Below are 25,855 nucleotides of genomic sequence, written 5' to 3' on the forward strand. Positions count from 1 at the left end.
ATGCCCAATAGCTTGCTGTCGATAAATGCCTACACGAGATAGCAAGACATTTAATCTAGTAGTATTGAAAGGTTATTGAACAATTGAAATAGCTTCAAAAGTACCATCAATTTCAATAAAGAATCAGAAAATTGTTTTATTAATCAAATAGTTGTAATTGGAGTACATTCGTTTTATATTTTTCAAGCCGTATTTTATAAATAACAAATTAACATGGAGCGTAATATGTTTTTAAAATTTTCAAGACTTATTTATCTACTTTTGGGACTCATTTTTTCCGTTTCTCAATCTACGTGGGCTTACACTACAAAAAATGGTGCCATTTTTGATGCAAATGGGAATCAAATCAGCATTGATGGGATTGCATGGATAGGATTTCAAGACAGTAATTTTCTTGGTGGCCTTTGGAATGTTCCATTTAATCCAATTGGTACACAAAAGGGTGTAATTGAATTACTTACGACTCCTTGGACTGTACCAGGCTCTAATATTCCAAGTGCAGATAATGGAGTATCGTTTAAAACAATTCGTTTACCTATTCAGCCAGGGATTTGGCGAAATACTACTACAGTACAACAATCTCCTTTTAATTTTTCGGTTACGGATGTAACAAATCAAGGAGCTGGTAATGGTCCTTTTTGCGATTGGAGTAAAGGAGCAGATGGAAGCGGGCACTGCTTACAATCCAAAACAGCCCCAGATTTATTAACTGCTACGATGAATGAATTTAAAAAGCAAAATATTCTTGTGATGCTCGATTTTCACCATCGGCCTGGATTAGGTGATAATTTCCGTGACGGTACTGTTGTGGCTGCAAATTATTCATTACAAAATTATCATGATGATATTGTACACTTTGTTACAAATGCCCCTGCAAATTTATTAGGTATCGATATTTATAACGAACCCCATCAATTATTCTGGTATCAAGACAATACACAAACGACTCCAGTTCAGCCTGCGTGGATTAAAGTAATCGCTGCAGCAGCAACAGCAGTGTATGATTCCAAAGTGGACACTTTATTATTCGTAGAAGGGCCAGGAGGTACTGCTGGAAATGATCCCTATGATCCAGTCTACAGCAATACTTCAACCATTTGTTTACCGGACTCTACTAAAATTGATGATACCAATGTGGTTAGTTTAACTCGTGATAATAGCCGTTGTCCTACAGCGAATACCTTGCGTGTAACCAATATTGGTTCTAATTGGGGAGAGAATTTTCGTTCTTTGCTGGATACAAAGCAGTCGGTAAATGGAGTTGCGCGATTTGATGTGACTACTTTCAGGACACAATTAATCCAAGCAATTGAAGCTAATAATTTTAGCAATACGGATCCAAATGCTATAGCCGATTGGTTGTTAGGGCCAAATAATGATGGTAATGAGGGACATCTGGTTTTTGCGCCGCACTTGTATGGAGCGCAGGTGGCAGGATGGCAGTCTGATGCAAATGACAGTCCTATACGATTTGATTGGAACTTTGGTTTCTTACTAGATTCCGGTTTTCCCTTTGTAATTGGAGAATTAGGGTACGATGTGCAAGTGCCTGCAACGGGTGGAGAGGACTTTTTTCTTGATTCGGTTGCACCCTATTTGATAAACAAAAAAATAAATCACAATTTATTTTTTTGGACGTTCAACAATGCTGATTTTCCAGTAGGTTTGCGTGCAAGTGACTCTGATTTAAGTCTATTTACATGGAAAGAGCAGGATTTGCATGATCTCTTTTATGCTATTTTACCAGTACAGCAATATGGTAAATTGTGTGTCACTGTACCTGCACCAACAGGATATAATGGAACACAATTTCCTGTAATCAGTGCTGCAGCAGGAACGAATCATTATACTTTCAGTTTAACTGCTTTTGATACTCTAACTTGTTTAGACAAAGTTGTAACAGGTACCTATACCTTAACCGGTACTTCAATCAGTAACAGCGACGGCATTAATTATGTTCCTGAAAATACAAAAACGGCGATTGTCTCTTCAAACACAGAGACAGATGTTTCGATTAAATATGTTGAAGAGCCGACTGGTAATCTGAGTATTCATGTTACAGGTGATAGTAATTGCCCAATCAATGCCAGCCAGCTATTCACAGTCACGTACTCTTCGGGCTCTAGTACAAATAGTGTTCAGGTGATCGGCACAACACCTAAAAATATTACACTCCCAGTAGGTAACTATACAATTAACGTTACACCTCTTCAGCTGCCTACAAATACTCAATGTACGGCTCAGTTCAATTCCACTGTAAGTATTAATGCAAACTCAACGCAGCAAGAAACGATTCAATATACTGCGGTTGCAACCAACAATTGCTCAGTAAAAGCTCAATGCAGTACTTGGGGAACACCTCAAGATTCTTGGTCTGGAAGTTCCTGCAACCTCTATATAAGCACGAAGTCACCAATGACTAATCCTGCAGTATTAAATATGGTAGCAAGAGGAATTACGGCAGTTACTTCAGTATGGAATGCTACAGCAACCTTTACCAATGGAACCATAACAATGACTTTATTCGATGCGATATACATACCCAACATTGGTTTTAATGCGAGCGGTATCATTATCCTGCCCACTGAGGCAATGCTTACCACAAATGGGCAAACGTATACGTGTCCCGTGAGCACTGCATATCAATAAGAAAAAAAGCAATGGGTTCGTCAGAACCCATTGTTTCTTCATTGAAAGATGAGCCTGTTTATAAGAAAAGATGAAATTTCCAGATAAGTAAAATTTCATGAAAGCGATCTGGGAAGGTTGTGCCTCTCAACGGTTAATTTATGTTTATTTCAATAGGCTTGCTAGCCATGATACGTTTGTTGTTCAATTATTCTTGATAATAGTATTATTTAATTGATCAAAAAAAATCATACTGGGTTTAAAATAACAATAAATCTGGATGTTGCCATCATAATAAAAAGGGTTGCTATACTATTTAAATACCTTTACTAAGAGGGGTTTAATATTATAGATAAACTCAAAATGACTAAATGATGAGATCGTTCAAGGAGGAGTCATGCCAACGTTTCATACCAAATTAATAGGTCGAGAAAAAATAGCCGAAAATACGATGGCATATACATTTGAAAAGCCAGAAGGCTTTACATTTAAGGCAGGGCAAAGCGGTGATTTTACATTAAATAATCCTAAGGAAACGGATGCAGAAGGGGATACGCGAGCATTTACACTAACAAGCCCACCTTATGCGAACACCATCACTATTGCGACCCGAATGCGGGATAGCGCTTTTAAACGTGTTCTAAAAAAACTCCCTTTAGAGGCTTCCCTTAAATTGATTGCACCTTCGGGTTCTTTTACATTACATAATAATACGTCTATTCCTGCGGTATATGTTACTGGCGGCATAGGCATTACTCCTGCACGAAGTATTATTATGCAAGCAACTAAAGATCAATTACCTCATCAGATTTTTCTTTTCTATTCCAACCACAATCCCGAAGAAGCTGCTTTTCTTGAGGAGTTGAAGTCCCTTGAAAATGAAAATCCAAACTATCACTTTATCCCAACTATGACAAAAATATCTCATTCAAGTAAATGGGAGGGTGAAAGAGGGCATATCGATAAGACTATGCTCAAAAAATACATTAATGATTTATCCAAGCCCATTTATTATATATCCGGCCCAGCAACAATGGTTGCTTCGATGCGAAGCATGTTAAATGATGTGGGAGTTGATGATGATAACATTCGTACAGAAGAATTTTCGGGTTATTAATGTTAATTAGAACTATTTAATACGCTTTAATACTTAACCAATTATTTAACAAGTTGTTCGATTTAAGTGATTGAAAATGAACTAATTAATCATTATCTTTCGCATTTTCTTATGATATAGTTGTCAATTTTTGCAGCGAGAGAAGAATAATAATGCCTTCACATCAATTAGCTCTATTATGTCAACAAATTGAAAAGCAAAGCACGGATCATTTTGGTAAGTTTTATATGTATGTCAGTTTGTTAAATACTTTAACTGCTCGAAATAAAACTTTTGCTGACGGTTTACCTAAGTATTCTACAGGTTCGATGTTTTGGAGAAAAAATCATCTGGATGTTGGCGAAATACCTATTGGATTCACGCAGCAACTCGATGCGTACGCGCGTGAATTTATTAATTTACAACCTCACTGGTCGAAAACTCTGCATAATATTGTGATGGCATATATTCGTAGGGGGAAAATCACTGACCTCGCTTATATTATCGATCAAATGTTATCTCATCTTATGTCGATACAGGGGCATCAAAGCCACAATCAAGATATTTATGAATACATTAGTTTTGAAAAGAAAAAGAAAGGGTTAATTGATTTTATACAACAAGTTTCAACTTTTAATCGTCAATTACTATCTATAGCAGATAATGGATGCAATACTGCATTATCCTTATTGGCGGTTACTACAGGATTCGTCCTGGTTTTAGCTTCTATTTTTTCTATTATACCTCTTATTATTGGTTTACCGCTCGTACTTGGAGGAGCGTATGGAGCCTATCATTTTGCGACTACAGGAATGGCCCAATTAGAGCAATTGGAATCTCAAATGAAACAAATGCTTAAAAAATTGGAGATGCTGCAAGGTGATTTATTTGGTGATAAAAATTCCGTTTCCTTTTATGCTGCAGCAGTGAAACCTTTACCCTATGCAGTAGTTACTGCAGGTGAGCAATTAATGTTTGATAAGTCTCAAAAGAAAACATTACAAGAGTATCGTGAAACTCTAGATGAGAGCTTTACTCCTTTTTCCATTTAAAGCTTGCGTTCGAAAAACTTGGTTGCTTTTGCAACCAAGTTTTTTAATAAACTAAGATAACTGAGCTCTGGTTTGTGGCTCATTTTCTGCAGAATCCTCATCTTTTATACTCCTGAAAAAAGTATCACGTACAAAACGATAACTCGATTGAGTTATTTTGCTTCCTAAAAAGCTAGCGCCTACTGAAGTACCTATAGCAATTGACGTTTCGATGAGACTTATTGGGTTGGTTAATAAATTGATACCCAAGGCAACCCCTGTGGTTATGTAATTCGATTGTTCTTTACTATAACCACCATAAGAATGGAGTGCATATCCAACTATAGGTGTTGCAATGGCGATACTCGCCGAAGAACCCAGCGCAATAAGCAAAAGTGCCCGAATGCTTTGGTTAATCCAATAAATCTTATCAGGGGGATAATGTAAATCTTTCAAATAATCCGTTGCGCCTTCATTAACTAATGTAACTAGCATGGAGACCAAAAAACCTTGTTGCGCTGCATCGGTAATTAATTGGATTAATTCTGGAGGAAAGAGAGCTGATAAGTTAACGGAATGACTCAGATCGCTGTTTAGCGTTGAGGTATTAAACTCAAAGGGGGGAACTGTATGCTCGGAACTAAGCGGCGAGATTAAATTGGTACTGGAAAATGCTTGTTGATTCATCATGAAACATTGATCAGGGGTACAGTAGGGTGTTGAGCTCGTTTGAGCATTAAAAATACTATAAAACCACCCATCAGCTGATTTCTTATCCTTTTTTCTGTTTTTATCAGCCCCCATTGTTTCTCCTTAAAATTTAAATATGGTGAAAAAGGCTTGATTTTTTAAGTCAGCATCTTTCATTTTTTGCGACCCAACTATAAATGCTAAATACAGAATTACCAAGGTCGAATTAATAAAAATTTATCCTATTTCATAAAATTGGCTAAATTGAGCAAATCATTTCTTCATATAAAAGTAGGGGATTAGGAAATCTCTAGTAAGATGTTTTATATTATACTGTTTGCATGTATTTTATTGTTTGAATTAGGTATGATAGCTCCATTAATAAAATAAATAATGAGTCAATGATGAAAAAATTAATTTTTATTATGGCATTACTTCCACTGAATGCATTTGCTGTTGATCCCGTCAATCCAAACTTATATGCAAATAATGACTGTGAAAGCATACATGATCCCGCTGAGAAAAAAGCTTGCTTTAATATAGAAAAGAGAAATGAAGCGGATGAAAATTTTAGAAATTTCCAAGAAAATAATCCAGCCCCATATCAAGAAGAGTTCTAAGCAAAAAGGCATTAAAATAGAAGTAGTGCATTGAATCGAACGATTTACTCGTCGATTTTCTGAGCTATATATTAAAGCACTGCACTACTTATTTATGTTTTCTTCAAACGATTAAATCAAAGGTTTGAAATTTCATTTGGCATGTATAATAGATTATTAATTGTCTAAAAATTATATAAAATTTAGCATATTACTACCTAAAATCCCTATTTTATCATACAAGCGTATAAGTATTTTCTCAAAAAAAACTATCAAAAGATCTATTTATAAACTATATGTATATATGATGATCATTTTGCATATGATTTAAGGAGAGACATAATGAAAGTGATAATTGCATCTTCAGCATTACTCATGTCCTTAAGTTTGGTTGGTTGTAATACGATGAATGAGGCCAGTCAATACAGCAACGAAACTGTAGGTGCCGGTGTGAAATATGGTGCTAACGTGGTAGGCAAAGGTGTAGGTTTTGTTGCCGATACTGGTGCAGCTGTAGGACAGGGGTTTGGTAAGGTAGTTGACACTGGAGTCGGAGCCGTGACAGGTCATCCAACTTCTCATCATAAAGTAAAAAACTACCAATAAGTATATTGTTTATTATGGCCATATGTTAAAAAGGCCATATATTCCTATTATAGGCTCTTCTAAATCAAATTTAATGAAGAGCCTAATAGGAATAATTTACTTGTAAGGTAGGAGAGAAGTTTCTTGTTGCAATTTTCTCTAAGGGATTTGTACCCTAATTTGAGCAACGATACATTGAATAAGAGGGGCTTTAAATCCTAAGGGAATATCTTATGGACTTTCAAAATCCTATGGGCATTTTTTTGGACAGATAGCGCGCCTTTTTTAAAAGACTGAGCTATCTGGAGAATTAAGTATGACTCAAGCTTTTTGACCAGCAGAGACTACTCTGTAAAATTACAAGGGACCACAAGTCGGACTTTGAAGTTCATCTTTTGATGGTGTTTCTGGTTTCTTATGTCCTGGAGCATACATACTGTATGGATTAAGCAAGGTGAGTGCTTTGGTATTGTAACTTGATTTACCGGCTAAATTTCCAAGCTTCAAGCCATCTAAGTATTTTTTAAACACCGGATAATTTGCTTCATATTGTGTATCTATTATTGGAAATACAATATGTTGGAAGTGTTTGGCTCGTTTTTCGATTTCCTCACGGAATATTCCTGCAACGACATCAGGCTTATTTTTAAAACTTCCACATCCCCAAGCGCCCAGGATCGCATCAGTTTTTCTTTTAAGTATTAATGTATCCAATAGAGCACTTATACGGTGCCTTAAGTCACTGGTGTATTTACCTGAATCTAGGTCAATCTCTTTACCAACAAGCTCAGGAGCCGCGGCTCTGATTTCATAAAAAGGAAATATTTTTTCTTTTGGGAGCAAGGGATAGCTCAATACACTGTCAGCAATAAATTGTTTTTTTGATGTGAATTCATCAGCATATGTTGGAACTAAAATTTCCGGACCTCTAAAGCAAATCTGGGGTTGCTCATCCATAAAGACTTTATAGGCTTCAGGGATTTTTATTCGACGTAGTACACTTAATGATTGCAATTCCTCGGGACTCATTTTTTCCTGCCCGATCAAGAGCTTCCTGGTATTTTCATCATAAAGAAAACATTTTTGTGCCTCATCATAATAAATGCCTTTTGACAGTAATGAGCGGGCACAAGAGGAGCGATGCCACAAATTTTCTTCCTGAGCACTTCCTCCTTCTAGAGCAGCCCCCCCAGGAAATAAAGAATTGGCCATATTGAGAACAGGATATACTTTCCCATGTTTTTTAGTCACTTCTAAAGCAGTGACGCCAAAATCCTGCTGAACCACTTCTACCTTTTGGGGCGGTTCTACTTTTTCTTTTTCCCAAGACTTTAAATTATTAAATGCCTGTGATTGCAATTCATGAAACTTCTCTGGGTCTGTAATATGGTCTAGTGTAACCCCCATACTTTTATGCCGCCAACGATCGCCAGAAAGAGTACCCCATAATAAACCAGGTTTGTGGGAGAGATGAACGTCCTTGATTTTCGAAAAATGGTCGGGTCTAATGTGGTGACGTAATTCTCTTAATGCTCTCATATGTAACTCCCTTAGTATTTTGTCTCATGCAGATATTTACGAGACAGATCCTGTAATTTTGGTATAAATTCATCAATAATGATTCATATTTTTCATTATTGTTCTTTTTATACCATTGTCGTTATCTCATATATTGATCTATCTGGTCAATAAAAATCTTTGATTGAATTGGGAATAGGGAGAAAATAAAGTTGTGCTTAAAATATTTCGCAAAGCCTGTTTTCCATTCGCTAGCGAATAGAAAACAGGCCCTAATGTTATTATGTTTGAAGTTCCAGTAAGAATTTTCTTGAATCTGTCACCATGTATAATGATATCCGTGATGATGGGGGTGCTTATGATATTTATAAGGATATTTGTGCTTATATTTATGGTGATGGTGGTGATATTTAACAGGATAGTACCAATGATGATGTTTATAGTACTTATGATGCTTATAATGTCCATGATGATAGCCATTATATGCCAAAGCAATCGAACTTATACTCATGAATAATCCTATTAAGAACATATTGAGTATCTTAATCATAAAAAACTCCTTTTTAATGTTCGTGTGTTAATTCTAGCTGAAATTCAAACCAGATGATAAAGAAATAAACAACTGGTGCTCCTTCCTGATGGGATACATCCTAGATTTTTAGTATGAAAGATACTTTTGTAACCGGTATTCATGGAAAATTTTTATAAAATAAAATTTGGACTAAAATATAAAAAATGATTATATGAACTTTGGGATTACTTCTAATTTTAAAATATCTCCACTGAATTAATTAATAGAGAAGGTTCCAATTTTCTTAAAGGGAAATTATTTTGAAAAAAGACTGTTCCTATTTTCAGCTTATTCTCGTGTTGTTATGTTCCATTTTTTGTGTGAATGGATGGTCTTCTCAAAGACTACCGCTTTTGAGCGATTTTATGCGCATTAAGACAGTCAGTGAGCCTGATATATCACGAGATGGAAAATGGGTAGTTTATACAGTAGAAGAAAATATTAGCAAAATAGACGCAGTAAGTAATATCTGGGTAGTATCCTACGATGGTAAAATATCAAAGCAACTTACGAATAATAAGAAAAACAGCAGTTTTTTACCCAAATGGAGTCCAAATGGTCAATGGATTGCTTTTTTATTTGAGAATAATGAGGCGAAAGGTCTGCAGTTATTAAATAGACAAAGCGGACAAATTATTAGATTAACTAATAGCCTGTATGATGTCAGTGATTTTGCATGGTCTCCCGATTCCCAAAATATTGCTTTTATTGCCAGTGAAGCAAATGAAAAGGATTCCAAAAATAAACCCATAGTCATCACAAGATATCTTTTTAAAAAGGATACAGAAGGGTACCTTGGCGAAAAAAGAACGCATCTTTATCGCCTAGCGATCCGAAACAAACAAATTGAGTTATTGACTCCAGGTCCTTATGATGAATGGGCTCCAGCATGGTCTCCTAATGGAGATTACATTGCATTTATTTCTAAAAGAGGGAATGAACCGGATAGGAGTTACAATTCGGATGTGTATGTGATACGTAACAAATCCGGAAGCAAGGCGATACAATTGACCCGTTTTCCAGGAGGGGGAATGGATCCGGATTGGGAATCTACTCCCTCATGGAGCCCTAATAACGCACAAATAGCTTATTTAAGCTTTAATAATAAGTCCCCTATCTATGCTCCCACACAATTAGCGGTGGTTGGATTGACCACTCATAAGGAGCAGATTATTGCCCCTATAGATCGCTGGTTTACCAAACCTAAATGGTCTGAAGATGGTAAGAAAATATATGCATTGATTGAGACGAGCAGAAATACACATCTTAGTGAAATTGATGTCGCTACCGGCACTGTCAGAACATTAACTAAAGGTGAGCGAGTTGATAGTGAATTTTCAATAGGGCAGCAACGAATAGTAATTGTTTCCTCTGATGATCAACATCCGCCAGAATTGTTTGCAGTAGAAAATACGTTAAGGCCATTAACCCACCATAATCAAAAACTTTTAGATGAAGTGATCTTTCGTCCTTTGGAAGACATTGAATTTAAAAGCTCTGATGGAACTTTAATCGAAGGTTTATTGCTGAAACCTGCACATTATAAACCTGGAAAACAATATCCCGCATTTTTAAATTTACATGGAGGGCCTGTTTATCAATCCAGTCATGAGTTTAATTTTGATTGGCAGTGGCTCGCTGCAGAGGGATATACCATTATTGCCCCTAACCCGCGAGGAAGCTCTGGAAAAGGATATGAGTTTTCCCATGCCATTAACGCGGACTGGGGAAATCTTGATGTCAAAGATGCCCTTGCTTCTGTGGATTATGTAATTAAGAAAGGTATTGTCGATCCTAATCAATTGGCTGTAGGAGGTTGGAGTTATGGCGGCATGCTGACTAATTATATTATTGCAAGCACTCAACGTTTTAAAGCAGCGATTAGTGGAGCTGGGACTGGTAGTATTTTGGGAAACTATGGTGAGGATCAATATACTTTAGATTACGAGTCTGAACTGGGAAAACCTTGGTTAAACACTCAGATTTACCTGAAGCTTAGTTACCCATTAATGAAGGCGAATAAGATTAAAACGCCGACTTTGTTTATGTGTGCCAGTTTGGATTTTAACATGCCATGCATTGGTTCCGAACAATTATATCAGGCCTTAAAATCACTGAATATACCCACACAATTGATCATTTATCCCGAGCAATACCATACACTTGATAGACCAGATTTTCAAATAGACCGTTTGCAACGATTTAAAGATTGGATGGATTTATATCTTAAAAAGGCCAATTAATAAATAATTCTAGACAATTACAATTCAACGCTTTTATTTAATGTATTTAAAGAATATGGCAGGTGCCCCCTCTCCTTATGATGTGAAAGACATCTATCCTACAGGAAAATGCGGTAAAAGAACTATTGATCCAAAGCAGATAGTATGTGTGTTTTCAAAATCTAAAAATGAGGCTATTTTACGAGAAATTGAATCCAAGGTAGTCCTTCTCTTTAAGCCAGCAACAAACTGTGATGATGCTCTTTCTACAGGGGCTATTTTAAATGTCTTAAGGGAAACAAAGCTGAAAGGGAATGAAAAGAAATTAACCATTGAAAAAGTGCGCTACAGGCTAATTGAATCAGAATGTGACACACAGTGGGATGATTTTAAATATCATGTTTTTTTTTGATCAAGGTGGTTATTTTGAAACATTCAAACGTAACCTTTCTCAAATCAATAGCAATTTAGAGTTCTACAGAATGAAGTTATAGCGTATTGCATTATAAATTGGATTTTATATAAAAAATATCAACTAAAACATTTTTAAAATAAGTTCTTTTCAAGTGACCCATACCAACTTTTTGTGCCACCTTCTTTGAAGCAATATTATCTATTTGAATAATGGAAATTAAATTGGCTAGGCCTAACTGTTTAAATGCATAGTCCCTTATAGCCTTGGCTGCTTCAGTAGCAATTCCTTTACTCCAGGAGTTTTGCTCGAGCCGATAACCAAGTTCAATATATAATTCTCCATCAACGGTTTGTTGTAATAACCCACAAAAACCAATGAGTTTTTTATTTTCTTTCAGGGTAAGTGCCAATAGGCCAAAACCTTTCTCTTTATATGAAGCTATCCATGACATCATTTGCTGTTTTACTGTTTCCCTATCAAGAGGTTTGCCTGTACCTATAAAACGCATCACTTCTGGATCAGCACATATCAACGAAAAACAATCTAGATCTTCTAAGGTAAAGGGGCGAAGTAATAATCGTTCTGTTTCAATTTTAAGATTTGGGTCAAATTTTCTTACTGAGTTTGTTTTCATTTAAAATTCTCTTATAGAAATACTCTTAATTCTAAATTTTCTAATTACTTTTTTCATCCGCAAATCAAATAGCCCAAAACAAGCAAGAATCGCCGCATGTAGCGCTTTCTATGTTAAAAATATCCCAATCAAGCTCTTTGGTGCACGACACATTAGATTCTTCCGTCAAAAACGAGTTTAAATGAAGTTTCTTTTACTTCCATAACTAAAAACTGGTCAAAGTGATACCCCATAGACTATAAATATCTATAGGGTTTTTATTTGCTGCCAAGAGTTTTTATGGATAAAAAATATAATATCCTGTATGTTGATGATGAAACGAATAATCTTACCGCTTTTGTCGCAACATTTCGTCGTCAATTCAATGTGTTTACAGCCACTTCAGGACGCGAAGGCATGGATATTATGCGCCACAATAATATTCAAATTGTTATTACAGACCAAAGAATGCCAGAAATGACTGGGGTGCAATTTTTGGAATCCATTATTCCCGAGTATCCTAACACCATTCGTATGATTTTAACGGGTTTTACTGACGTTGAAGCAATTATTAAGGCGATCAATACTGGCCGAGTATTTCGCTACATTACTAAACCCTGGGATCCAATTGAGTTAAAGATAAATATTGATACCGGCCTGAAGCTGCTGAGCCTTGAAGAAGAGCGTTTGTCTTTAATTGAAAAACTGAATCATGAAGTACTCTATCAAAAACGGATTTTGGAGTTGTTTCAAAAATATGTGCCTAAAAATATTGTCGATGAAATTTTAAATGATCAGGGAGATAACTCCCTCATTCGTGGTGAATATCGTATTATTTCAGTCATGTTTGCAGACATACGCCAATTTACCTCGATATCAGATAAGTTGGGTCCTGTTAAATCTGTGGATGTGCTCAATGCTTATTTTGAATTAATGAGTCAAAAAATACGGGACTATCATGGCAGTGTTAATAAATTAATTGGCGATGGAATCCTAGCTTTATTCGGTGCACCTGTGTCGCATATTGATAACCAGTTGAATGCAGTACTTGCAGGATTAGCGATGATTGAAGCACTGAAGGAGTTTAATGATAAATACCGTGATGAAATAGGCCGTGATATCGCTATAGGAATTGGTATTAATACGGGGGAGGTAATCGCTGGTAATTTAGGTACTAGTGAACATATGGAATACACTGTGATCGGCGATACTGTAAATACCGCATCACGCATAGAAGGGCTTACTAAAGACAAGCCCAATACGTTATTGATTAGTGAAACGACTTATAAATCTATTGCCAATGAAATTCTGGTAGAAGAGTTGGTCCCCCAAGTCATCAGAGGTAAAGAGGAGAAAATGACTCTTTATAGAGTAGTTGGAAAGAAAACATGAACCTTGATCCCATAAAAACGTGGCGGTTTTGGTACCAGAATATAATTACAGTTTTTTTATACACAATAGGCGGGTTTGCAAGTAATATTTGGGTTATTCCAAATACAATGGTGACCCCTCTTTGGCTTCCCTCAGGTGTTGCACTATCAATGGTTCTTTGGTACGGAAATCACGTTTTTTTCGGGGTAGTTACTGCTGAAATAATTGTTACTGCAGCACTAGGTAATTTGTTGTCCTGGCAGAACTGGATTGCGTCTACAATTATAGGGGTTGGTGCTGGATTACAGGCTGTCTGGGCTGCTCAATTCATTCAATATTATACCCGGACTAAAACACCATTCTATACGGTTAGAGATGTTTTAATTTTTACATTTGGGGGTGATTTTCTCTTTTCTCTTACCAGTTGTACCATAGGTATCATTTCGCTGATGCTATTTGGCTTGATTAAACCAGAGTTCATTCTGAATAATTGGTTTGTTTGGTGGATCGGTGATGCTGTAGGTATTATTGTGATCACGCCGCTTATCATGACCTGGTACCAAAGTAAATTCACTTTCAATGTGAAGCTCTTTCTTGAGTATATGCTCTTAGTCGTTTTATTAGGCTGTACTATGAGTATGATCTATATGTTGCATTATCCTTTAGCTTATATTCTGCTACCTTTCTGTGTATGGTCTGCAGTACGTTTCAGTGCTCGATTAGCAACAGTCATGGCATTTTTAATATCGATTTCTGTACTTTGGCTTGAGATACATGGCTATAAGGAATTTGATTTTAGTAATATTTCAACCAGTCTATTATTTTTACAAGCGTTTGTTGCAGTTATCTTTTTTACTACTTTAATCTTGTCTGCCGTGATTACGGAACGCAAAAAAGCCCAAGAAGAACTACTGCAAGCAAATATTGAGTTAGAATCACGTGTGGAACAGCGTACACGCGATCTTAATGAAAAAAATATACAGCTCAATAACGCGTTAGACACGTTAAAACAGGCAGAGGCTCAATTAATCCAATCGGAAAAAATGTCTTCTTTGGGGGTATTAACTGCAGGAATTGCCCATGAAATTAATAATCCCGTTAATTTTATTTCTGCCAATATTGGCCCATTAAAAAATGATATCGAAGACATTGTGCAACTATTAAATAAATATGGTGAAATTACCCCTGAAACATTAATAAAAGAAAAGTTACAGGAAATCGCAAAATATAGCGACGACATTGATCTGCCTTTTACCCTACAGGAAACGCATAATTTACTTAATGGCATTGAAGAAGGCGCACGACGTACAGCTAATATTGTGAAAGATCTACGTACTTTTTCTCGACTTGATGAAGGAGAGAAGAAGCACGTTAATATTCATGAGAACATCGACTCTACATTAACTTTATTGCACACTCAATTTCGGGATCGAATTACTATCAACAAAAACTATGGTGATATTCCCGAAGTAGAATGTTTTCCAGGGAAAATCAATCAAGTATTTATGAATATTCTAACAAACGCAGCGCATGCAATCTCTGAGCAAGGAGAAATTACAATTACTACCAGCAGGAGAAATGATCACATTTTAATTAGTATTCGTGATACAGGGACTGGTATGAGTAAAGAAACAATAGCAAGAATTTTTGAACCCTTTTTTACTACTAAACCTGTTGGCGAAGGGACAGGCTTGGGTTTATCCATTTCATACAGTATTATTCAAGAACATCATGGAACAATTTCGATTAACAGTGTCAAAGGAAAAGGAAGTGAATTTATTATTACTCTGCCAATCAAATAGGTCTCTGGAGTTGGCTTACAAACTATATCTTTGGTGCTAGACCTATTTACCAAAATATTTATTATAAAGAGCCAAATAAGTTCCATCGGCTTCTATTTGTAGTAAAGTTTTATTAATTTTATCAATTATAGGGGCATTCTTTTTAAGCGCGATTATTCCATATCCATTTCCTGTAATAATAGGTTGTCCTACAAGTTGAAAACCATCTAAAGTTTTGTTGAGTAATAGATATTTAGCAACATTTTCATTCATTAAAGCGGCATCAACCTCATGATGGCTTACAGCTTGTATTAATGACGTAACTTGAGGATATGTTTTAATATTTTCTTTGGACGTATAATTAGGGAGAATATTATATTGGAACGTAGTGACTTGAAGCGCACCAATTTTTTTGTCTTTAATATCCTCTATTGAGTTGATATCTGAACTTTTTAATGCAACAAATTGTCCTTTACTGGTTATATAAGGCAGACTGAATACGTAGTCTTCTGGTGTAGTTGAGGGAATAGGACTTGGTAAGAGAGTAATATCTATAACACCATCATTTAAATCTTTGAATTGTGAGTTCAAATCAATTGCTTTGTAGATACATGTTGCATTAATGCGTTTACATATTTCATTTACCAGGTCGATACTGAAACCAAAATAGTGATTGTTCGTATCTGCTGATGAAAAAGGAGGAGCAAAGTTTAAAACACCTATAATGAGTTTATCGCAGTAAGCGAAGAGACTGTTGAACAATAGGGTTATAAAAACAATATGCCTGATAAGCTTCATGCTGTTTATCCATCCTATGCATATTAAAACTCTAGTTTGTTAGAAACGGGTTGTCAACTAACATTGTTTTTTCATATTCATATAAGTAAAGAACTGAACCAAATCATCCAGATCATTGTCAGATAAAGATTGTTTATCTGAACCACTCATCCTTCCTCGTGGAAGCGAGCGGACTGATTTAGGATCGCGTATAAATTTTTTTAATTGGGTTATGTTAGGATAATAATCTAATGGGTTTTTCGGACAATTCAAATCCGGACCAATTTTACTTTTCCCAATATGATTTATCATGTGACACCCTTCACAATGACTAACATAAATTTTGTATCCATTGGCAATGGCGGAATTTGTTGTTTCGGGAGGAGCGAGAACGTGTTGATAATTGAGTTTTCGAATAATTTTTATTGTAATGACGCTCCATGCCCAATATTCATTTGATATATAAGAGCGTTCAGGATAAAGCCAAATAATTTCATAAGGCCCGGCAGTAAGTCCCGTATGATTATCAATTATTGGCCATTTTGATGCAGGCTCTATAGCCAACATCGCGATGGATGCATTTTTACTGCAATCCATGATTTTAACAGCCGGTACATAGACATGAAAATTATCATGAGCTATGAATTCGATGAGGTCGTGTTGTCTGATGTGAAAGAGGGCGAGCAGTTTGCATAAAGGGATTACTTTGTGGTGCATGATTTTGTTTGGATAGGCTCTATCATTGTTAATAGTAACTTGGGTTAGATCCGGATGAGATAATAACTCAGGGTTGGTTAGCGTGAATGATTGTTTCGGAGTAATAATCTGAAGTGTAGTATTTGATGATTGGGTTGCGGTAAAAGCAGGTTCCCATATTAGCCAGATACCGACCAATAAAAAAATATATTTCAGTCCCTTCACTTTAACTCCTGGCTTTTATAGTTGTTTCATTTAAATACAACCAAATTACTTTTACACAGATGTGGGAATTTTTCCAGAAAAATAAAATAGGTGCGTTGACAATTTGTCTTACCTTTCCTACCTTCCGCGACTTGTTCCTGAGAGATAGACAAAAAAATTTGGTTTAAGGTATTGAAATATAGGAATAATGGTATTGAAAGTGCATGACGGATTATGATCCAATAGAGTTCCACAACAATAAGAGATCGACGTCATGCACCTGATGCAATTATTACACAAAACATTAGCAAAAGAATTACCTTTTATTCATAAATCACGCTTACACAATTTAATCATGGCTTCATCGACGTTAATTAAGGTAAATAAATTAACGCTGACATCGCTTGGCCGTCATTTGCCTCATACTAAAGTTAAGACTCGCAGCAATATAAAAAGGATAGACCGCTTATTAGGGAATACGCGATTACAAAAAGAAGCGATTGAATTTTATAGGACAATGAGTCATTATCTACTAGCAGCACAAAGACGCCCCTGGATTCATGTTGATTGGAGCTGTATATGTTCGCAGACTAAACTCTATTTATTGAGAGCCTCCTTGTCGATGCAAGGACGCTCGATTGTGATTTACGAAGAATGTCATCCACAGAAAAAACAAAATAACCATCAAACTCATAAAGAATTTTTAAATAATCTAAAAGCTATTTTACCGAGCTCTGTACAACCTATTATTGTTACCGATGCGGGATTTAGAGCGCCTTGGTTTTCCTATGTTCGAGCGCTTGATTGGGATTTTTTAGGCCGATTACGCCATAAGAATGCGATATATTTAGAGGCTACAGCAACTTGGCAATTAAGTCATATCTATTATGAACAAGCCACAGCCAAACCTAACTACTTGGGGCAGGGCCTTCTTACAGAGAAAGAACAAATCCCTGCTCACTTTATACTCTATAAAGGCCTCTCTAAAGGTCGTCATAGAGTGAATACAAGAAAGGTAGGCGTGATGCAATGAGTAAACGATATGCTAGAGCTCATCGTGAGCCTTGGTTATTGGTCACTTCATTGACCTCAACAAACACCGCTGAATACGCTGTGAATATTTATCGGCAACGCATGCAAATAGAAGAAAATTTTCGTGATACAAAATGTACTCGTTATGGGTTTGGATTGAAAGAAAGTCTTTCTCGTTCTCCTCAAAGAATGAGCATATTACTGCTTATTGCTGCTATCTCTACTTTTGCTTGTTGGCTTGCTGGCATTTTTACCAAGCGTAAAGGATATGCATCTTCCTTTCAGGCTCACTCTTCAAAATTCACCAACATTTTATCCCTGGTCTATTTAGGGCGCGAAGCTCTCAAAAAAGGAATCTCTCTCAAAGTAAAACAGTTTCAAAATTTATTACCTCTACTCTCTGAGCTAAATGCCACAACACAGACCCCCACTACAGTCTTTCTTTGAATTTTGTGGGGATCGTACAGGACTTGTTCGCGGAATCCATAATCGATCTAGTTAATCAGTCCTTATTCTCGATGTTCTGGATCCTGCGAACAAGTCTCAGGACGTGGTGCTATGGACAAATTATCAAAAATTTATAAATCGAGTCTGGTATCTTGATTTTTGCATTCATACTCATCATAGTGCAGAGCCGACTTTTGATGGGCATTTACAAAGACATCATAGTTAATACATTCTTAGCAAGGAGTATAATAAATGGGCTACAAATTTCGCTTAAGCTTTGCACTTTTATTGAGTGTGCCGTCGCTTTTGTTTGCAGACGATACCCTTATTTTTGCTGTTGATATCATTCGGCATGGGGACAGAACACCTATTGTTCCTCTTTCAGCTGTAAATTATCAATGGCAGGAGGGGCCTGGCCAGTTAACTGCTGAGGGGATGCAGCAAGAATATAAAATGGGCATGGAGTTCCGTAAAAAATACATTGAGCAGGCACATTTATTGGCTGAACATTACGAACAAGGAACAATGTATGTCCGTTCTACGGATTATGAGCGTACGCTTATGAGTGCCGAGTCATTATTAATGGGATTATATCCTCCTGGAACGGGGCCAAATACTTCAGAGCCGTCTCTTCCTGCTTTACCCCATGCTTTTCAACCCATCCCTATTTTTAGCGCACCGTCTAAATATGATGAGGTGATCATTCAACAAGTAAGCTCTGCAGAACGGGCAAAATTGATGGAACAGTATGTGTATTCAACCAAAGAATGGCAAGAAAAAAATAATGCACTCAAGGATAAGTATCCTCTGTGGAGTGCTTTGACAGGTGTGCAAATTAAGAACTTGGTTGATCTTGAATTACTTGGTGATACTTTATACATTCATCAACTACATAACGCACCGATGCCAGTTGGATTGAGTACCCAAGATGTGGAAACAATTATTAGTGCCAGTAATTGGGCTTTTATGGCGCAGGAAAGACCACATCCAGTAGCAACGGCTTACAGCACCAAGCTCATGACCAATATTGCTAATTATCTCAATAGCGGCAGCCAGAAAAAATCCAAGCTTAAATATGTTTTGCTATCAGCACATGATACTACTATAGCTAGTGCGCTGAGCTTTTTGGGCGCTCCTTTGGAAATCGCACCACCTTATGCTTCAAATCTCAATTTCTCACTTTATGAACGTGATGCAAATTATTATCTGGTAAACATCACGTACAATGGAAATCCTGTTTCAGTTCCGGCATGTGGCGGGGCTACCTGCGAGCTGCAGCAATTTATAAAACTGGTGAAGAGTTCCGGAAATCATCTGAGTTAAGAAAATTGTGTTCTCTCCCGTGAAAAACGGGGGAGCCAAAGTTATAAATAACTCATCTCAGCGGGAATATACTATTATTAATTCATTTAAGTAAGAGAGTTCATTACTCACCTAAAACTAGTAAGTCCATAGGGCTCTCTACTCCCACTACCAGTCTGGATTTACGTTCGATTTTTGGTGTTTCATTTTTATAATTTTGTTTCAGTGCTTCTGTTAGAGTGGAGACAGCAGTTAATGCTTTTGAATGCTCTTTTTTATTGTGCTTCTCCAATTTAGCAGCCAGGTTTGCAGTTTCTCCAATCACTGTATATTCAAGTCGGTCTGCGTTACCTATCACTCCAAAAACAATTTCGCCACACGCAAGTCCTATGCCGACATCGATAACAATCTCTCCATTTTTTTTACGTGTTTCATTCCATACGGGCAGTATAGAAAGAATTTCATCTACTGTTCTTAAAGCATCCGCTGCATAAGTATCTGAAGGAGTTACCGCACCAAAACTTGCCATGATGCCATCGCCCATAAACTTATCTATGGTCCCATTATGTTTTTGAATAATAGGAACGAGTAAGCGCTGATAATCTCCCAGTAATCTGATTAAATTGCTTGGCGAAAGTGTTTTTGATGCTTTAGTAAAGCCGCGCATGTCCGTAAACAAAATAGCTGCTTGTCGTGTTTCACCATATCCTGCTTGGAGCACGGACTCAGAGCGTGTAATTTTTTGAGCAACACCTATATCAAAAAAACGCGCCAGATCTTTGGCTGCGCTGGTTTGTTCTACTGCTTGGCAAAGCGTCTTTTGGGCACGCTGGAGTACTAACGCCAAAACAATAGTGACTAATAAAATAGACAAAAGTACATCAAATACAGCACCTAAATAGACACTGCGTGTTGAGGCATAGGTTACATAATCCCAAGTGATAACATTCATGCCGGCGCTGGATAAAGTTTGCCAAATGATAAGGCTCCAGCCTATTACTGCACTAAAACCTGAGAGTAATACCCATTCTGGTTCGAAGCGCAATGCGCGCAGTGTGATTAAAATGTAAGCATAATTAATGTGTGTATTTTTTAAATTAATCGTCGGGGAAGTTTCATATTGTAAGTAGTAAGTCCAGATAATAAACAGCAACAAGAACATTTCTGTGATTACAAATAATCCGAGTACTAGAGGTGTTAATTGATTCGTATAAGCAAACCATAATCGCGTTAATATGAGAATAGTAAATAATGAGAGGCCCAGAGTGGTGGAATGTACTGGTGCATTCGGTGTATAACCCACCGGAGTGAAACAGTTTATGACCATAAACAAAATGATTACCCCTAATTGTACTCCTCCTACTAGCAATTCGCTTTGATACTGCTGTATCTTTATTTCATTTTTGATACGAGGCGGCAATTGGGTATAATTAAGCACTTATTCCTCCTGCGATGCGTTCACACAGTCCTTTAGGTAACATAATGTATTCTTCTGGATCGCTGTCCGTTGTTGCTTGGGCGGCACAAGAGTGTTTCGATGTTGCACAGTCATTTTTACCTGCGCGAACTATGTGATAACATCGTTCAAATTCTCCAGTCTGGCCCTTTTCAGACAGCCAATCGGTATTTGTATGTAAAGAAACGAGTGCAGCGCCTACAGCAGCTGCAATAACGGCACTATTTTGTATCTTACGTTTATTCATGTTTGTGATCCAACCTTGGATTTATAAATATCGCTTTTTTACATGTGCAAAATAGTAGTCGGGATTTAATGTTTCACCAGTTGCCAGATGTAATAACTCAGGATAGGTTAATAGCCTTCCTTTTTGATGAATATTTTCCCTTAGCCAAAGTAACAAAGGTTTGAAATCACCATGTTTTAACTGCTCTTTAATACCAGGAATTGATTTTTTTACTGCCGAGAATAACTGAGCAGCAATTAATGCTCCGAAGGTATAGGCAGGAAAGTATCCAAAAATTCCTGAGGGCCAATGTACATCTTGCATCACCCCATTTTTATCATTACCTTTTGTTGATAATCCTAAATATTTTTGCATGGATAAATCCCAAATTTCGGGTAAGTCAGCAATATTAATCTCGGAAGCAAAAAGTTTCTGCTCTATTTCGTAACGAAGTATCACATGTAAGGGATAGGTTACTTCGTCGGCATCAACACGAATTAATCCGGGCTGTACTTTGGTGAAATGATAAAAAATATTTTCTTCAGTTATATTTTCTACACCTTTGAAATATTTTTGGGCAATAGGGACCAGAAAATGGAGGTATTCCAGACTTCTGCAAATCTGCATTTCAATAAATAAGGACTGACTCTCATGAACTGCCATTCCTAAGGAATGACCCACTGGTTGTGTACTCCATTCTTTTGATAAGCCTTGTTCATATAGGGCATGACCTGTTTCATGGGTAATTGCCATTAAGGAAGATAAAAATTCATGTTCGTTGTAGCGTGTTGTAATACGCACGTCACTTGAAATACCGCCACAGAAGGGGTGATGGCTCACATCCAATCGGCCATGATTAAAATCAAAACCAAGACGCGACATTATTTCCATTCCCAATTGTTTTTGCTTTTCTATTGGAAACGTTCCTGTAATTGTTTTTGTTTGTCGTGTTTTTTGCTTTTCAATAATCCTGGGGATCAGTCTTGGTAATTCATCTTTTAAAGAATTGAAAATTGGAGTAATCGTCTTACAATCTAAATCTGGAGAATACTCATCAATTAAAACATCCAGAGGGGACTTGCCAAATGTTTGTGATTTAATCTCCGCAATTGTTTTTACTTTTTCGAATAATTTTTCCAGGTAAGGCTTAAACGATTTCCAATCATTTTTTGCGCGTAATTCTCGCCATGCCTGACCACAAATTAAGGATTCATTAGTAAATTCTTCAACTAAATTTACGGGAATACAGCTTGCCTGCAAATATTCTTTTTCCATCCAGTATAAATTTTTTCGCTGCCATAATGATAAACCTTCAATATCTTTTGCTTGGTTTAGCAAGTCGCCTACTTTTCTATTGGTTAACCAATCATGTTGAACAGCACTTAACGTAGCCAAAGCTTCTGCCCGAGCTTTGCCTCCACCAACGGGCATCATCGATGCCTCATCCCAGGAAACAATTGCTGCCAAATTTTCAAAATCATAATATTTTTTAAAATGCTGTTCTAATTGCTTGTATGCGTTCATGAAGGGCTCTCATTATTCTGTTTGAATTGCGCAATTTTAAATATATATCCCATATTCATATGAATTAAAATAAATTTATGCTTCGATTAGGTTTGTTTGCATTTCGCTAGATTAAGTCAAAATGGTCTGATTTTTCGAGTACTGAAGCGCAGCATACATGAAGTATGCGAGCATTGGGGCACAGAAAATCAAAATCAGTGCATTACATGGTTTTTAGATTAGAAATGGATCATTTTAAAAAATGATGAAAAAAATAAATTAAATTGTACATTTGCACTACCAAAATTTGTAAATTAACTGTAAACTTGCTCCCTGAAAAGACATAGTCGTAACAAAACGAACTCTTTTCGAGAGGTACTTTATTATCGGATTTTTAATTAATTTTAATTTTTAAGGAGCAATGATTATGCCTCAAACACCGCCAGGCTCACCTAAAGTTGAAAGAAAAACTGAAGAAGAAAAAAACTTGGAAAGTTCTCAGGAAAGCGTAGAAGAAAGCCTGGAAGATGGTTCTCAATATAGCGAAGAAGAATCTTCTCAACACAGTGAAGAAGAAACTGCAGAGCAACAAACCGCACAAGAACAACAAAGCCCACAACCCCCAAGAAATCCCAATACATTATTTGGTTTTGCTCCTAGAGTCCAACGTATGGTTCTTTTTGTTTGTCCACAGGGCCATATGCATATGTTACCCGCAGAGATGTTGCCTATTCTTCAAATTGCATCACTCCTGAACGCTTTAGAAGATGAAAACGAGCTGAAAGAAGATGTTAGTCAAGAGGCTCAAACTGAAGAAAAACAAGAAGAGTCAGTAGAGCAAGAGAATGAAAAAGTAAGTGAATCAAAAAATCAAAAAAATTACGAAGAGTCAGATGAAGAGTCAGACGAAGAACGTAACGAATCAGTTCGCTGCTATCAAATGTAAGCTCGAATTCCGCAGCCTTGGCTGCGGAATCGCTTTAACTATAATCTTCCCCTAAAAAAATACCGTTAATCTCCAAAACAGAATATTCACGGTTGCTAATCCACACTAACTTCCTATAATATCGTCGCACCTAAAAAAAGCGACCTGAAATTTAAAAAGGAATAATAATGCGTGGTATAAAATGGATGTTAATTGGATTTTTTGCTTCTGCTTCAATGGCTCATGCCAATTTACCTTATTTTCCCCTCGACTTTCCTAGAGATGAAGCAGCCCATTATCAAAATATACCTTATTCATTTGATCGCCTCATTGAATGGTGGTATTTCAATGGCAAGTTGGTGACTGATGAGGGCAGGCATTTAAGTTTTGATGTGGCTTTGTTTAACTCGGCGATTAATGTAAAAGGGCGTGTTTATACACAACCCATGCTGCATATGCAGCTTGCAGATTTGGACAACAAAATAGGCTATGGGGTTGCTAAAGACTATTTCCTTAATGAAGGTAAATTTGCTACGGATACATTAAATATTACTTTAAAAAATGATTATAGCTTACAAAAGAAGGTTCAGCAGGGGAAAGAGGTCTATTTGTTGAAAGCAGAGGGTCGGCAAAATAATACGGTTTTAAAATTCAATTTAATTTTGGAACCCAATGCTCCGTTTTTTTTGATCAATGAGAATGGACTGATGCCCATGGCTGATGACACCAACTCCTATTATTATTCTATACCTCATTTTAAAACAACAGGTACTCTTAAACTGAATAACAAGACTTATCAAATTACCCAAAACCCCGGTGATTCTTGGATGGATCACCAGTGGGGAGATTTTAATCTGGATGCGAATGGTTGGGAATGGTTTGGCGTACGCCTAAATAATGGAATGGTCGCTAATATTTTCCTTATTTTCAATTTTAATGGCAACCATGTAATCGGTGGTTTAGCCAATGTCATTCTTCCTTCTGGAGAAAAACGATTTATTTCTTATCAGGAGATGGAGGTGATTCGAGAGGATTATTGGCTTGATTCCGAATTATCAATCCTTTATCCCACTACATACCGGATTAATATACCCAGTATCGGTCTGTCATTTACTAATGTTGCAGCTTTTCCTGAGCAGGAAAAACATGGTTATTGGGAAGGGTATTGCGAGATATCAGGGAACTACAATCAACAAGAAGTTTCAGGTTTTTCTTATACAGAAATTGTTTACCAGAATCCAACTTTATCTTTTTTTCCCGACGGAGATGGTTTGAGAATGAATAAATTAACTGATTAAATCATCAACGATGCGTTTTTAAATCAGGACTAGCACGATATTAAAGTGAGAATAAATGAGACTATTAATAAAGATGATTAAAAAACTTCTTTTCTTTCCATTTATAATAATAATTCTCTTCATCGCCATTTCAGTGAAGGGCGCTCCTGAGTCTAAAGAAATTCAGCTAGAGATAAATAAATTGGCTGAAATCGATAAAATAGGTGCTAAGGTAAGCTCTACTCAATTGCCTGAGCCTTACAATGAGTTATTAACTCAATCTTTAATGACAAAAAGTATCGAAAAATATTACGGGCGTAACGCTATTATAAAAACAATATATGCAAATAAGGATCAAGCGAGCAATACTTATAGACGTTCCATCATAATGTTTGTTGATAGCAACAAAACGCGAAATAAACCGAATGTTGCACAAACCAAAAATGAAGCGCTGGCGGTTGAGCTTGCCTTTATCACTATAAATTTTAATGAACTCCCAAAGCGCGTTATAGAAGAAGTGCTGCATACGAGTACTCCTTTTGGCAAACTGCTGGTCAAACATCATATACAAATACTTACTCAAGACCGAAATTATTTTAAGATCAAGTGTGGCAGCAAATTGAAGTCGTTAATCCATTGCAATTTAAACGATTTTATTTATGGACGCACTAATACCATTATTAGAGCAGATAATAAAAAATGGCTGGCGCATGTTATAGAGATTTTACCCAATCCTGCTGCAGTAACCTCCCAAAACAAAGACAAAAAAAGTGTTAAATAACGGTTTCTTTCAGTGTGTATTAAATGTTTATTGTGATATTATCCAGGCCAATAAGTTATTACATTAAACCTTGATATTCATAATGCTCTAGATCTAAATGAGATTTTTA

At 36.6% G+C, this 25,855-nt stretch carries 23 protein-coding genes; 15 read left to right on the top strand and 8 right to left on the bottom strand.

What is annotated here, in order from left to right; genetic code table 11:
* The first annotated feature begins 225 nt into the window (after positions 1-225).
* From DY223_RS05880 to DY223_RS05890, 3 genes are all read left to right on the top strand, one after another.
* Positions 226-2,649: a cellulase family glycosylhydrolase gene (locus tag DY223_RS05880; protein WP_058461063.1), complete on the top strand. Its 2,424-nt coding sequence runs from the start codon at positions 226-228 to the stop codon at positions 2,647-2,649.
* Between the two features lie 376 nt (positions 2,650-3,025).
* Positions 3,026-3,745, top strand: a complete 720-nt coding sequence (locus tag DY223_RS05885) for an FAD-dependent oxidoreductase (RefSeq protein ID WP_058461062.1) — start codon at positions 3,026-3,028, stop codon at positions 3,743-3,745.
* 152 nt (positions 3,746-3,897) lie between these two features.
* A complete protein-coding gene (locus tag DY223_RS05890) occupies positions 3,898-4,776 on the top strand; it encodes a hypothetical protein (protein WP_058461061.1) in 879 nt (292 codons plus the stop codon).
* 51 nt (positions 4,777-4,827) lie between these two features.
* On the opposite strand, the gene DY223_RS05895 is transcribed toward DY223_RS05890, so the two are convergent.
* Positions 4,828-5,559 carry a hypothetical protein gene (locus tag DY223_RS05895; protein WP_058461060.1) on the bottom strand — a complete coding sequence of 244 codons (732 nt, stop codon included), beginning with the start codon at positions 5,557-5,559 and terminating at the stop codon, positions 4,828-4,830.
* 287 nt (positions 5,560-5,846) lie between these two features.
* Between DY223_RS05895 and DY223_RS05900 the strand changes: the two genes are divergently transcribed.
* Positions 5,847-6,065: a hypothetical protein gene (locus tag DY223_RS05900; RefSeq protein ID WP_235810607.1), complete on the top strand. Its 219-nt coding sequence runs from the start codon at positions 5,847-5,849 to the stop codon at positions 6,063-6,065.
* A gap of 321 nt (positions 6,066-6,386) precedes the next feature.
* Positions 6,387-6,650: a hypothetical protein gene (locus DY223_RS05905; RefSeq protein WP_064115109.1), complete on the top strand. Its 264-nt coding sequence runs from the start codon at positions 6,387-6,389 to the stop codon at positions 6,648-6,650.
* 336 nt (positions 6,651-6,986) lie between these two features.
* Here DY223_RS05905 and DY223_RS05910 read toward each other — a convergent pair whose 3' ends face one another.
* On the bottom strand, positions 6,987-8,168 hold the full coding sequence (locus DY223_RS05910; protein ID WP_064115110.1) for a poly(ADP-ribose) glycohydrolase domain-containing protein: 1,182 nt from the start codon (positions 8,166-8,168) through the stop codon (positions 6,987-6,989).
* 915 nt (positions 8,169-9,083) lie between these two features.
* Between DY223_RS05910 and DY223_RS05915 the strand changes: the two genes are divergently transcribed.
* On the top strand, positions 9,084-10,961 hold the full coding sequence (locus tag DY223_RS05915) for a S9 family peptidase (protein WP_115684287.1): 1,878 nt from the start codon (positions 9,084-9,086) through the stop codon (positions 10,959-10,961).
* Between the two features lie 40 nt (positions 10,962-11,001).
* On the top strand, positions 11,002-11,352 hold the full coding sequence (locus DY223_RS05920; protein ID WP_131744475.1) for a hypothetical protein: 351 nt from the start codon (positions 11,002-11,004) through the stop codon (positions 11,350-11,352).
* A 91-nt stretch (positions 11,353-11,443) separates the two neighbouring features.
* Here the strand turns inward: DY223_RS05920 and DY223_RS05925 are convergent, their stop codons facing one another.
* The gene (locus DY223_RS05925; RefSeq protein WP_058461056.1) at positions 11,444-11,989 is read right to left on the bottom strand and encodes a GNAT family N-acetyltransferase; all 546 of its coding nucleotides are present in this window, start codon (positions 11,987-11,989) and stop codon (positions 11,444-11,446) included.
* A 279-nt stretch (positions 11,990-12,268) separates the two neighbouring features.
* Here DY223_RS05925 and DY223_RS05930 point away from each other — a divergent pair, with 279 nt between their 5' ends.
* Both DY223_RS05930 and DY223_RS05935 read left to right on the top strand, forming a co-directional pair.
* Positions 12,269-13,360 (top strand): adenylate/guanylate cyclase domain-containing protein, encoded by a 1,092-nt coding sequence (locus tag DY223_RS05930; RefSeq protein ID WP_058461055.1) that lies wholly within the window; start codon positions 12,269-12,271, stop codon positions 13,358-13,360.
* Positions 13,357-15,141 carry an MASE1 domain-containing protein gene (locus DY223_RS05935; protein ID WP_058461054.1) on the top strand — a complete coding sequence of 595 codons (1,785 nt, stop codon included), beginning with the start codon at positions 13,357-13,359 and terminating at the stop codon, positions 15,139-15,141. The genes DY223_RS05930 and DY223_RS05935 overlap by 4 nt, the downstream gene beginning before the upstream one ends.
* A 42-nt stretch (positions 15,142-15,183) precedes the next feature.
* On the opposite strand, the gene DY223_RS05940 is transcribed toward DY223_RS05935, so the two are convergent.
* Positions 15,184-15,918, bottom strand: a complete 735-nt coding sequence (locus tag DY223_RS05940; RefSeq protein ID WP_064115111.1) for a transporter substrate-binding domain-containing protein — start codon at positions 15,916-15,918, stop codon at positions 15,184-15,186.
* A 57-nt stretch (positions 15,919-15,975) separates the two neighbouring features.
* A complete protein-coding gene (locus DY223_RS05945) occupies positions 15,976-16,818 on the bottom strand; it encodes a c-type cytochrome (RefSeq protein WP_058461052.1) in 843 nt (280 codons plus the stop codon).
* 262 nt (positions 16,819-17,080) lie between these two features.
* Here DY223_RS05945 and DY223_RS05950 point away from each other — a divergent pair, with 262 nt between their 5' ends.
* The 3 genes from DY223_RS05950 (at position 17,081) to DY223_RS05960 (ending at position 19,599) form a co-directional block, all read left to right on the top strand.
* The gene (locus DY223_RS05950; protein WP_160116276.1) at positions 17,081-17,830 is read left to right on the top strand and encodes an IS4 family transposase; all 750 of its coding nucleotides are present in this window, start codon (positions 17,081-17,083) and stop codon (positions 17,828-17,830) included.
* Positions 17,827-18,276 (top strand): hypothetical protein, encoded by a 450-nt coding sequence (locus DY223_RS05955; RefSeq protein ID WP_058460248.1) that lies wholly within the window; start codon positions 17,827-17,829, stop codon positions 18,274-18,276. Before DY223_RS05950 ends, DY223_RS05955 begins: the two co-directional genes overlap by 4 nt.
* A 252-nt stretch (positions 18,277-18,528) precedes the next feature.
* Positions 18,529-19,599 (top strand): histidine phosphatase family protein, encoded by a 1,071-nt coding sequence (locus tag DY223_RS05960; RefSeq protein ID WP_058459063.1) that lies wholly within the window; start codon positions 18,529-18,531, stop codon positions 19,597-19,599.
* A gap of 103 nt (positions 19,600-19,702) precedes the next feature.
* Here DY223_RS05960 and DY223_RS05965 read toward each other — a convergent pair whose 3' ends face one another.
* From DY223_RS05965 to DY223_RS05975, 3 genes are read right to left on the bottom strand one after another with little or no spacing between them, the layout of a single operon-like run.
* Complete coding sequence (locus tag DY223_RS05965) at positions 19,703-21,016, bottom strand: adenylate/guanylate cyclase domain-containing protein (protein ID WP_058459064.1); 1,314 nt, start codon at positions 21,014-21,016, stop codon at positions 19,703-19,705.
* Positions 21,009-21,281 carry a BufA1 family periplasmic bufferin-type metallophore gene (locus DY223_RS05970; RefSeq protein ID WP_058459065.1) on the bottom strand — a complete coding sequence of 91 codons (273 nt, stop codon included), beginning with the start codon at positions 21,279-21,281 and terminating at the stop codon, positions 21,009-21,011. Before DY223_RS05970 ends, DY223_RS05965 begins: the two co-directional genes overlap by 8 nt.
* Positions 21,282-21,302: 21 nt before the next feature.
* Complete coding sequence (locus DY223_RS05975) at positions 21,303-22,784, bottom strand: carboxypeptidase M32 (protein ID WP_058459066.1); 1,482 nt, start codon at positions 22,782-22,784, stop codon at positions 21,303-21,305.
* Between the two features lie 406 nt (positions 22,785-23,190).
* Here DY223_RS05975 and DY223_RS05980 point away from each other — a divergent pair, with 406 nt between their 5' ends.
* The 3 genes from DY223_RS05980 (at position 23,191) to DY223_RS05990 (ending at position 25,746) form a co-directional block, all read left to right on the top strand.
* Positions 23,191-23,709: a hypothetical protein gene (locus DY223_RS05980; RefSeq protein WP_058459067.1), complete on the top strand. Its 519-nt coding sequence runs from the start codon at positions 23,191-23,193 to the stop codon at positions 23,707-23,709.
* A 167-nt stretch (positions 23,710-23,876) separates the two neighbouring features.
* Positions 23,877-24,986 carry a lipocalin-like domain-containing protein gene (locus tag DY223_RS05985; protein WP_058459068.1) on the top strand — a complete coding sequence of 370 codons (1,110 nt, stop codon included), beginning with the start codon at positions 23,877-23,879 and terminating at the stop codon, positions 24,984-24,986.
* Between the two features lie 55 nt (positions 24,987-25,041).
* The gene (locus DY223_RS05990; protein WP_058459069.1) at positions 25,042-25,746 is read left to right on the top strand and encodes a hypothetical protein; all 705 of its coding nucleotides are present in this window, start codon (positions 25,042-25,044) and stop codon (positions 25,744-25,746) included.
* Positions 25,747-25,855 lie beyond the last annotated feature (109 nt).

Source organism: Legionella bozemanae (genome assembly GCF_900450575.1).
GTDB classification, from domain to species: domain Bacteria; phylum Pseudomonadota; class Gammaproteobacteria; order Legionellales; family Legionellaceae; genus Legionella; species Legionella bozemanae.

Coding starts and splice junctions, on each gene's coding strand:
- DY223_RS05880 (WP_058461063.1), top strand. CDS start 226: ATGTTTTTAAAATTTTCAAGACTTATTTATCTACTTTTGGGACTCATT.
- DY223_RS05885 (WP_058461062.1), top strand. CDS start 3,026: ATGCCAACGTTTCATACCAAATTAATAGGTCGAGAAAAAATAGCCGAA.
- DY223_RS05890 (WP_058461061.1), top strand. CDS start 3,898: ATGCCTTCACATCAATTAGCTCTATTATGTCAACAAATTGAAAAGCAA.
- DY223_RS05895 (WP_058461060.1), bottom strand. CDS start 5,559: ATGGGGGCTGATAAAAACAGAAAAAAGGATAAGAAATCAGCTGATGGG.
- DY223_RS05900 (WP_235810607.1), top strand. CDS start 5,847: ATGATGAAAAAATTAATTTTTATTATGGCATTACTTCCACTGAATGCA.
- DY223_RS05905 (WP_064115109.1), top strand. CDS start 6,387: ATGAAAGTGATAATTGCATCTTCAGCATTACTCATGTCCTTAAGTTTG.
- DY223_RS05910 (WP_064115110.1), bottom strand. CDS start 8,168: ATGAGAGCATTAAGAGAATTACGTCACCACATTAGACCCGACCATTTT.
- DY223_RS05915 (WP_115684287.1), top strand. CDS start 9,084: ATGCGCATTAAGACAGTCAGTGAGCCTGATATATCACGAGATGGAAAA.
- DY223_RS05920 (WP_131744475.1), top strand. CDS start 11,002: ATGTATTTAAAGAATATGGCAGGTGCCCCCTCTCCTTATGATGTGAAA.
- DY223_RS05925 (WP_058461056.1), bottom strand. CDS start 11,989: ATGAAAACAAACTCAGTAAGAAAATTTGACCCAAATCTTAAAATTGAA.
- DY223_RS05930 (WP_058461055.1), top strand. CDS start 12,269: ATGGATAAAAAATATAATATCCTGTATGTTGATGATGAAACGAATAAT.
- DY223_RS05935 (WP_058461054.1), top strand. CDS start 13,357: ATGAACCTTGATCCCATAAAAACGTGGCGGTTTTGGTACCAGAATATA.
- DY223_RS05940 (WP_064115111.1), bottom strand. CDS start 15,918: ATGAAGCTTATCAGGCATATTGTTTTTATAACCCTATTGTTCAACAGT.
- DY223_RS05950 (WP_160116276.1), top strand. CDS start 17,081: ATGCAATTATTACACAAAACATTAGCAAAAGAATTACCTTTTATTCAT.
- DY223_RS05955 (WP_058460248.1), top strand. CDS start 17,827: ATGAGTAAACGATATGCTAGAGCTCATCGTGAGCCTTGGTTATTGGTC.
- DY223_RS05960 (WP_058459063.1), top strand. CDS start 18,529: ATGGGCTACAAATTTCGCTTAAGCTTTGCACTTTTATTGAGTGTGCCG.
- DY223_RS05970 (WP_058459065.1), bottom strand. CDS start 21,281: ATGAATAAACGTAAGATACAAAATAGTGCCGTTATTGCAGCTGCTGTA.
- DY223_RS05975 (WP_058459066.1), bottom strand. CDS start 22,784: ATGAACGCATACAAGCAATTAGAACAGCATTTTAAAAAATATTATGAT.
- DY223_RS05980 (WP_058459067.1), top strand. CDS start 23,191: ATGCCTCAAACACCGCCAGGCTCACCTAAAGTTGAAAGAAAAACTGAA.
- DY223_RS05985 (WP_058459068.1), top strand. CDS start 23,877: ATGCGTGGTATAAAATGGATGTTAATTGGATTTTTTGCTTCTGCTTCA.
- DY223_RS05990 (WP_058459069.1), top strand. CDS start 25,042: ATGAGACTATTAATAAAGATGATTAAAAAACTTCTTTTCTTTCCATTT.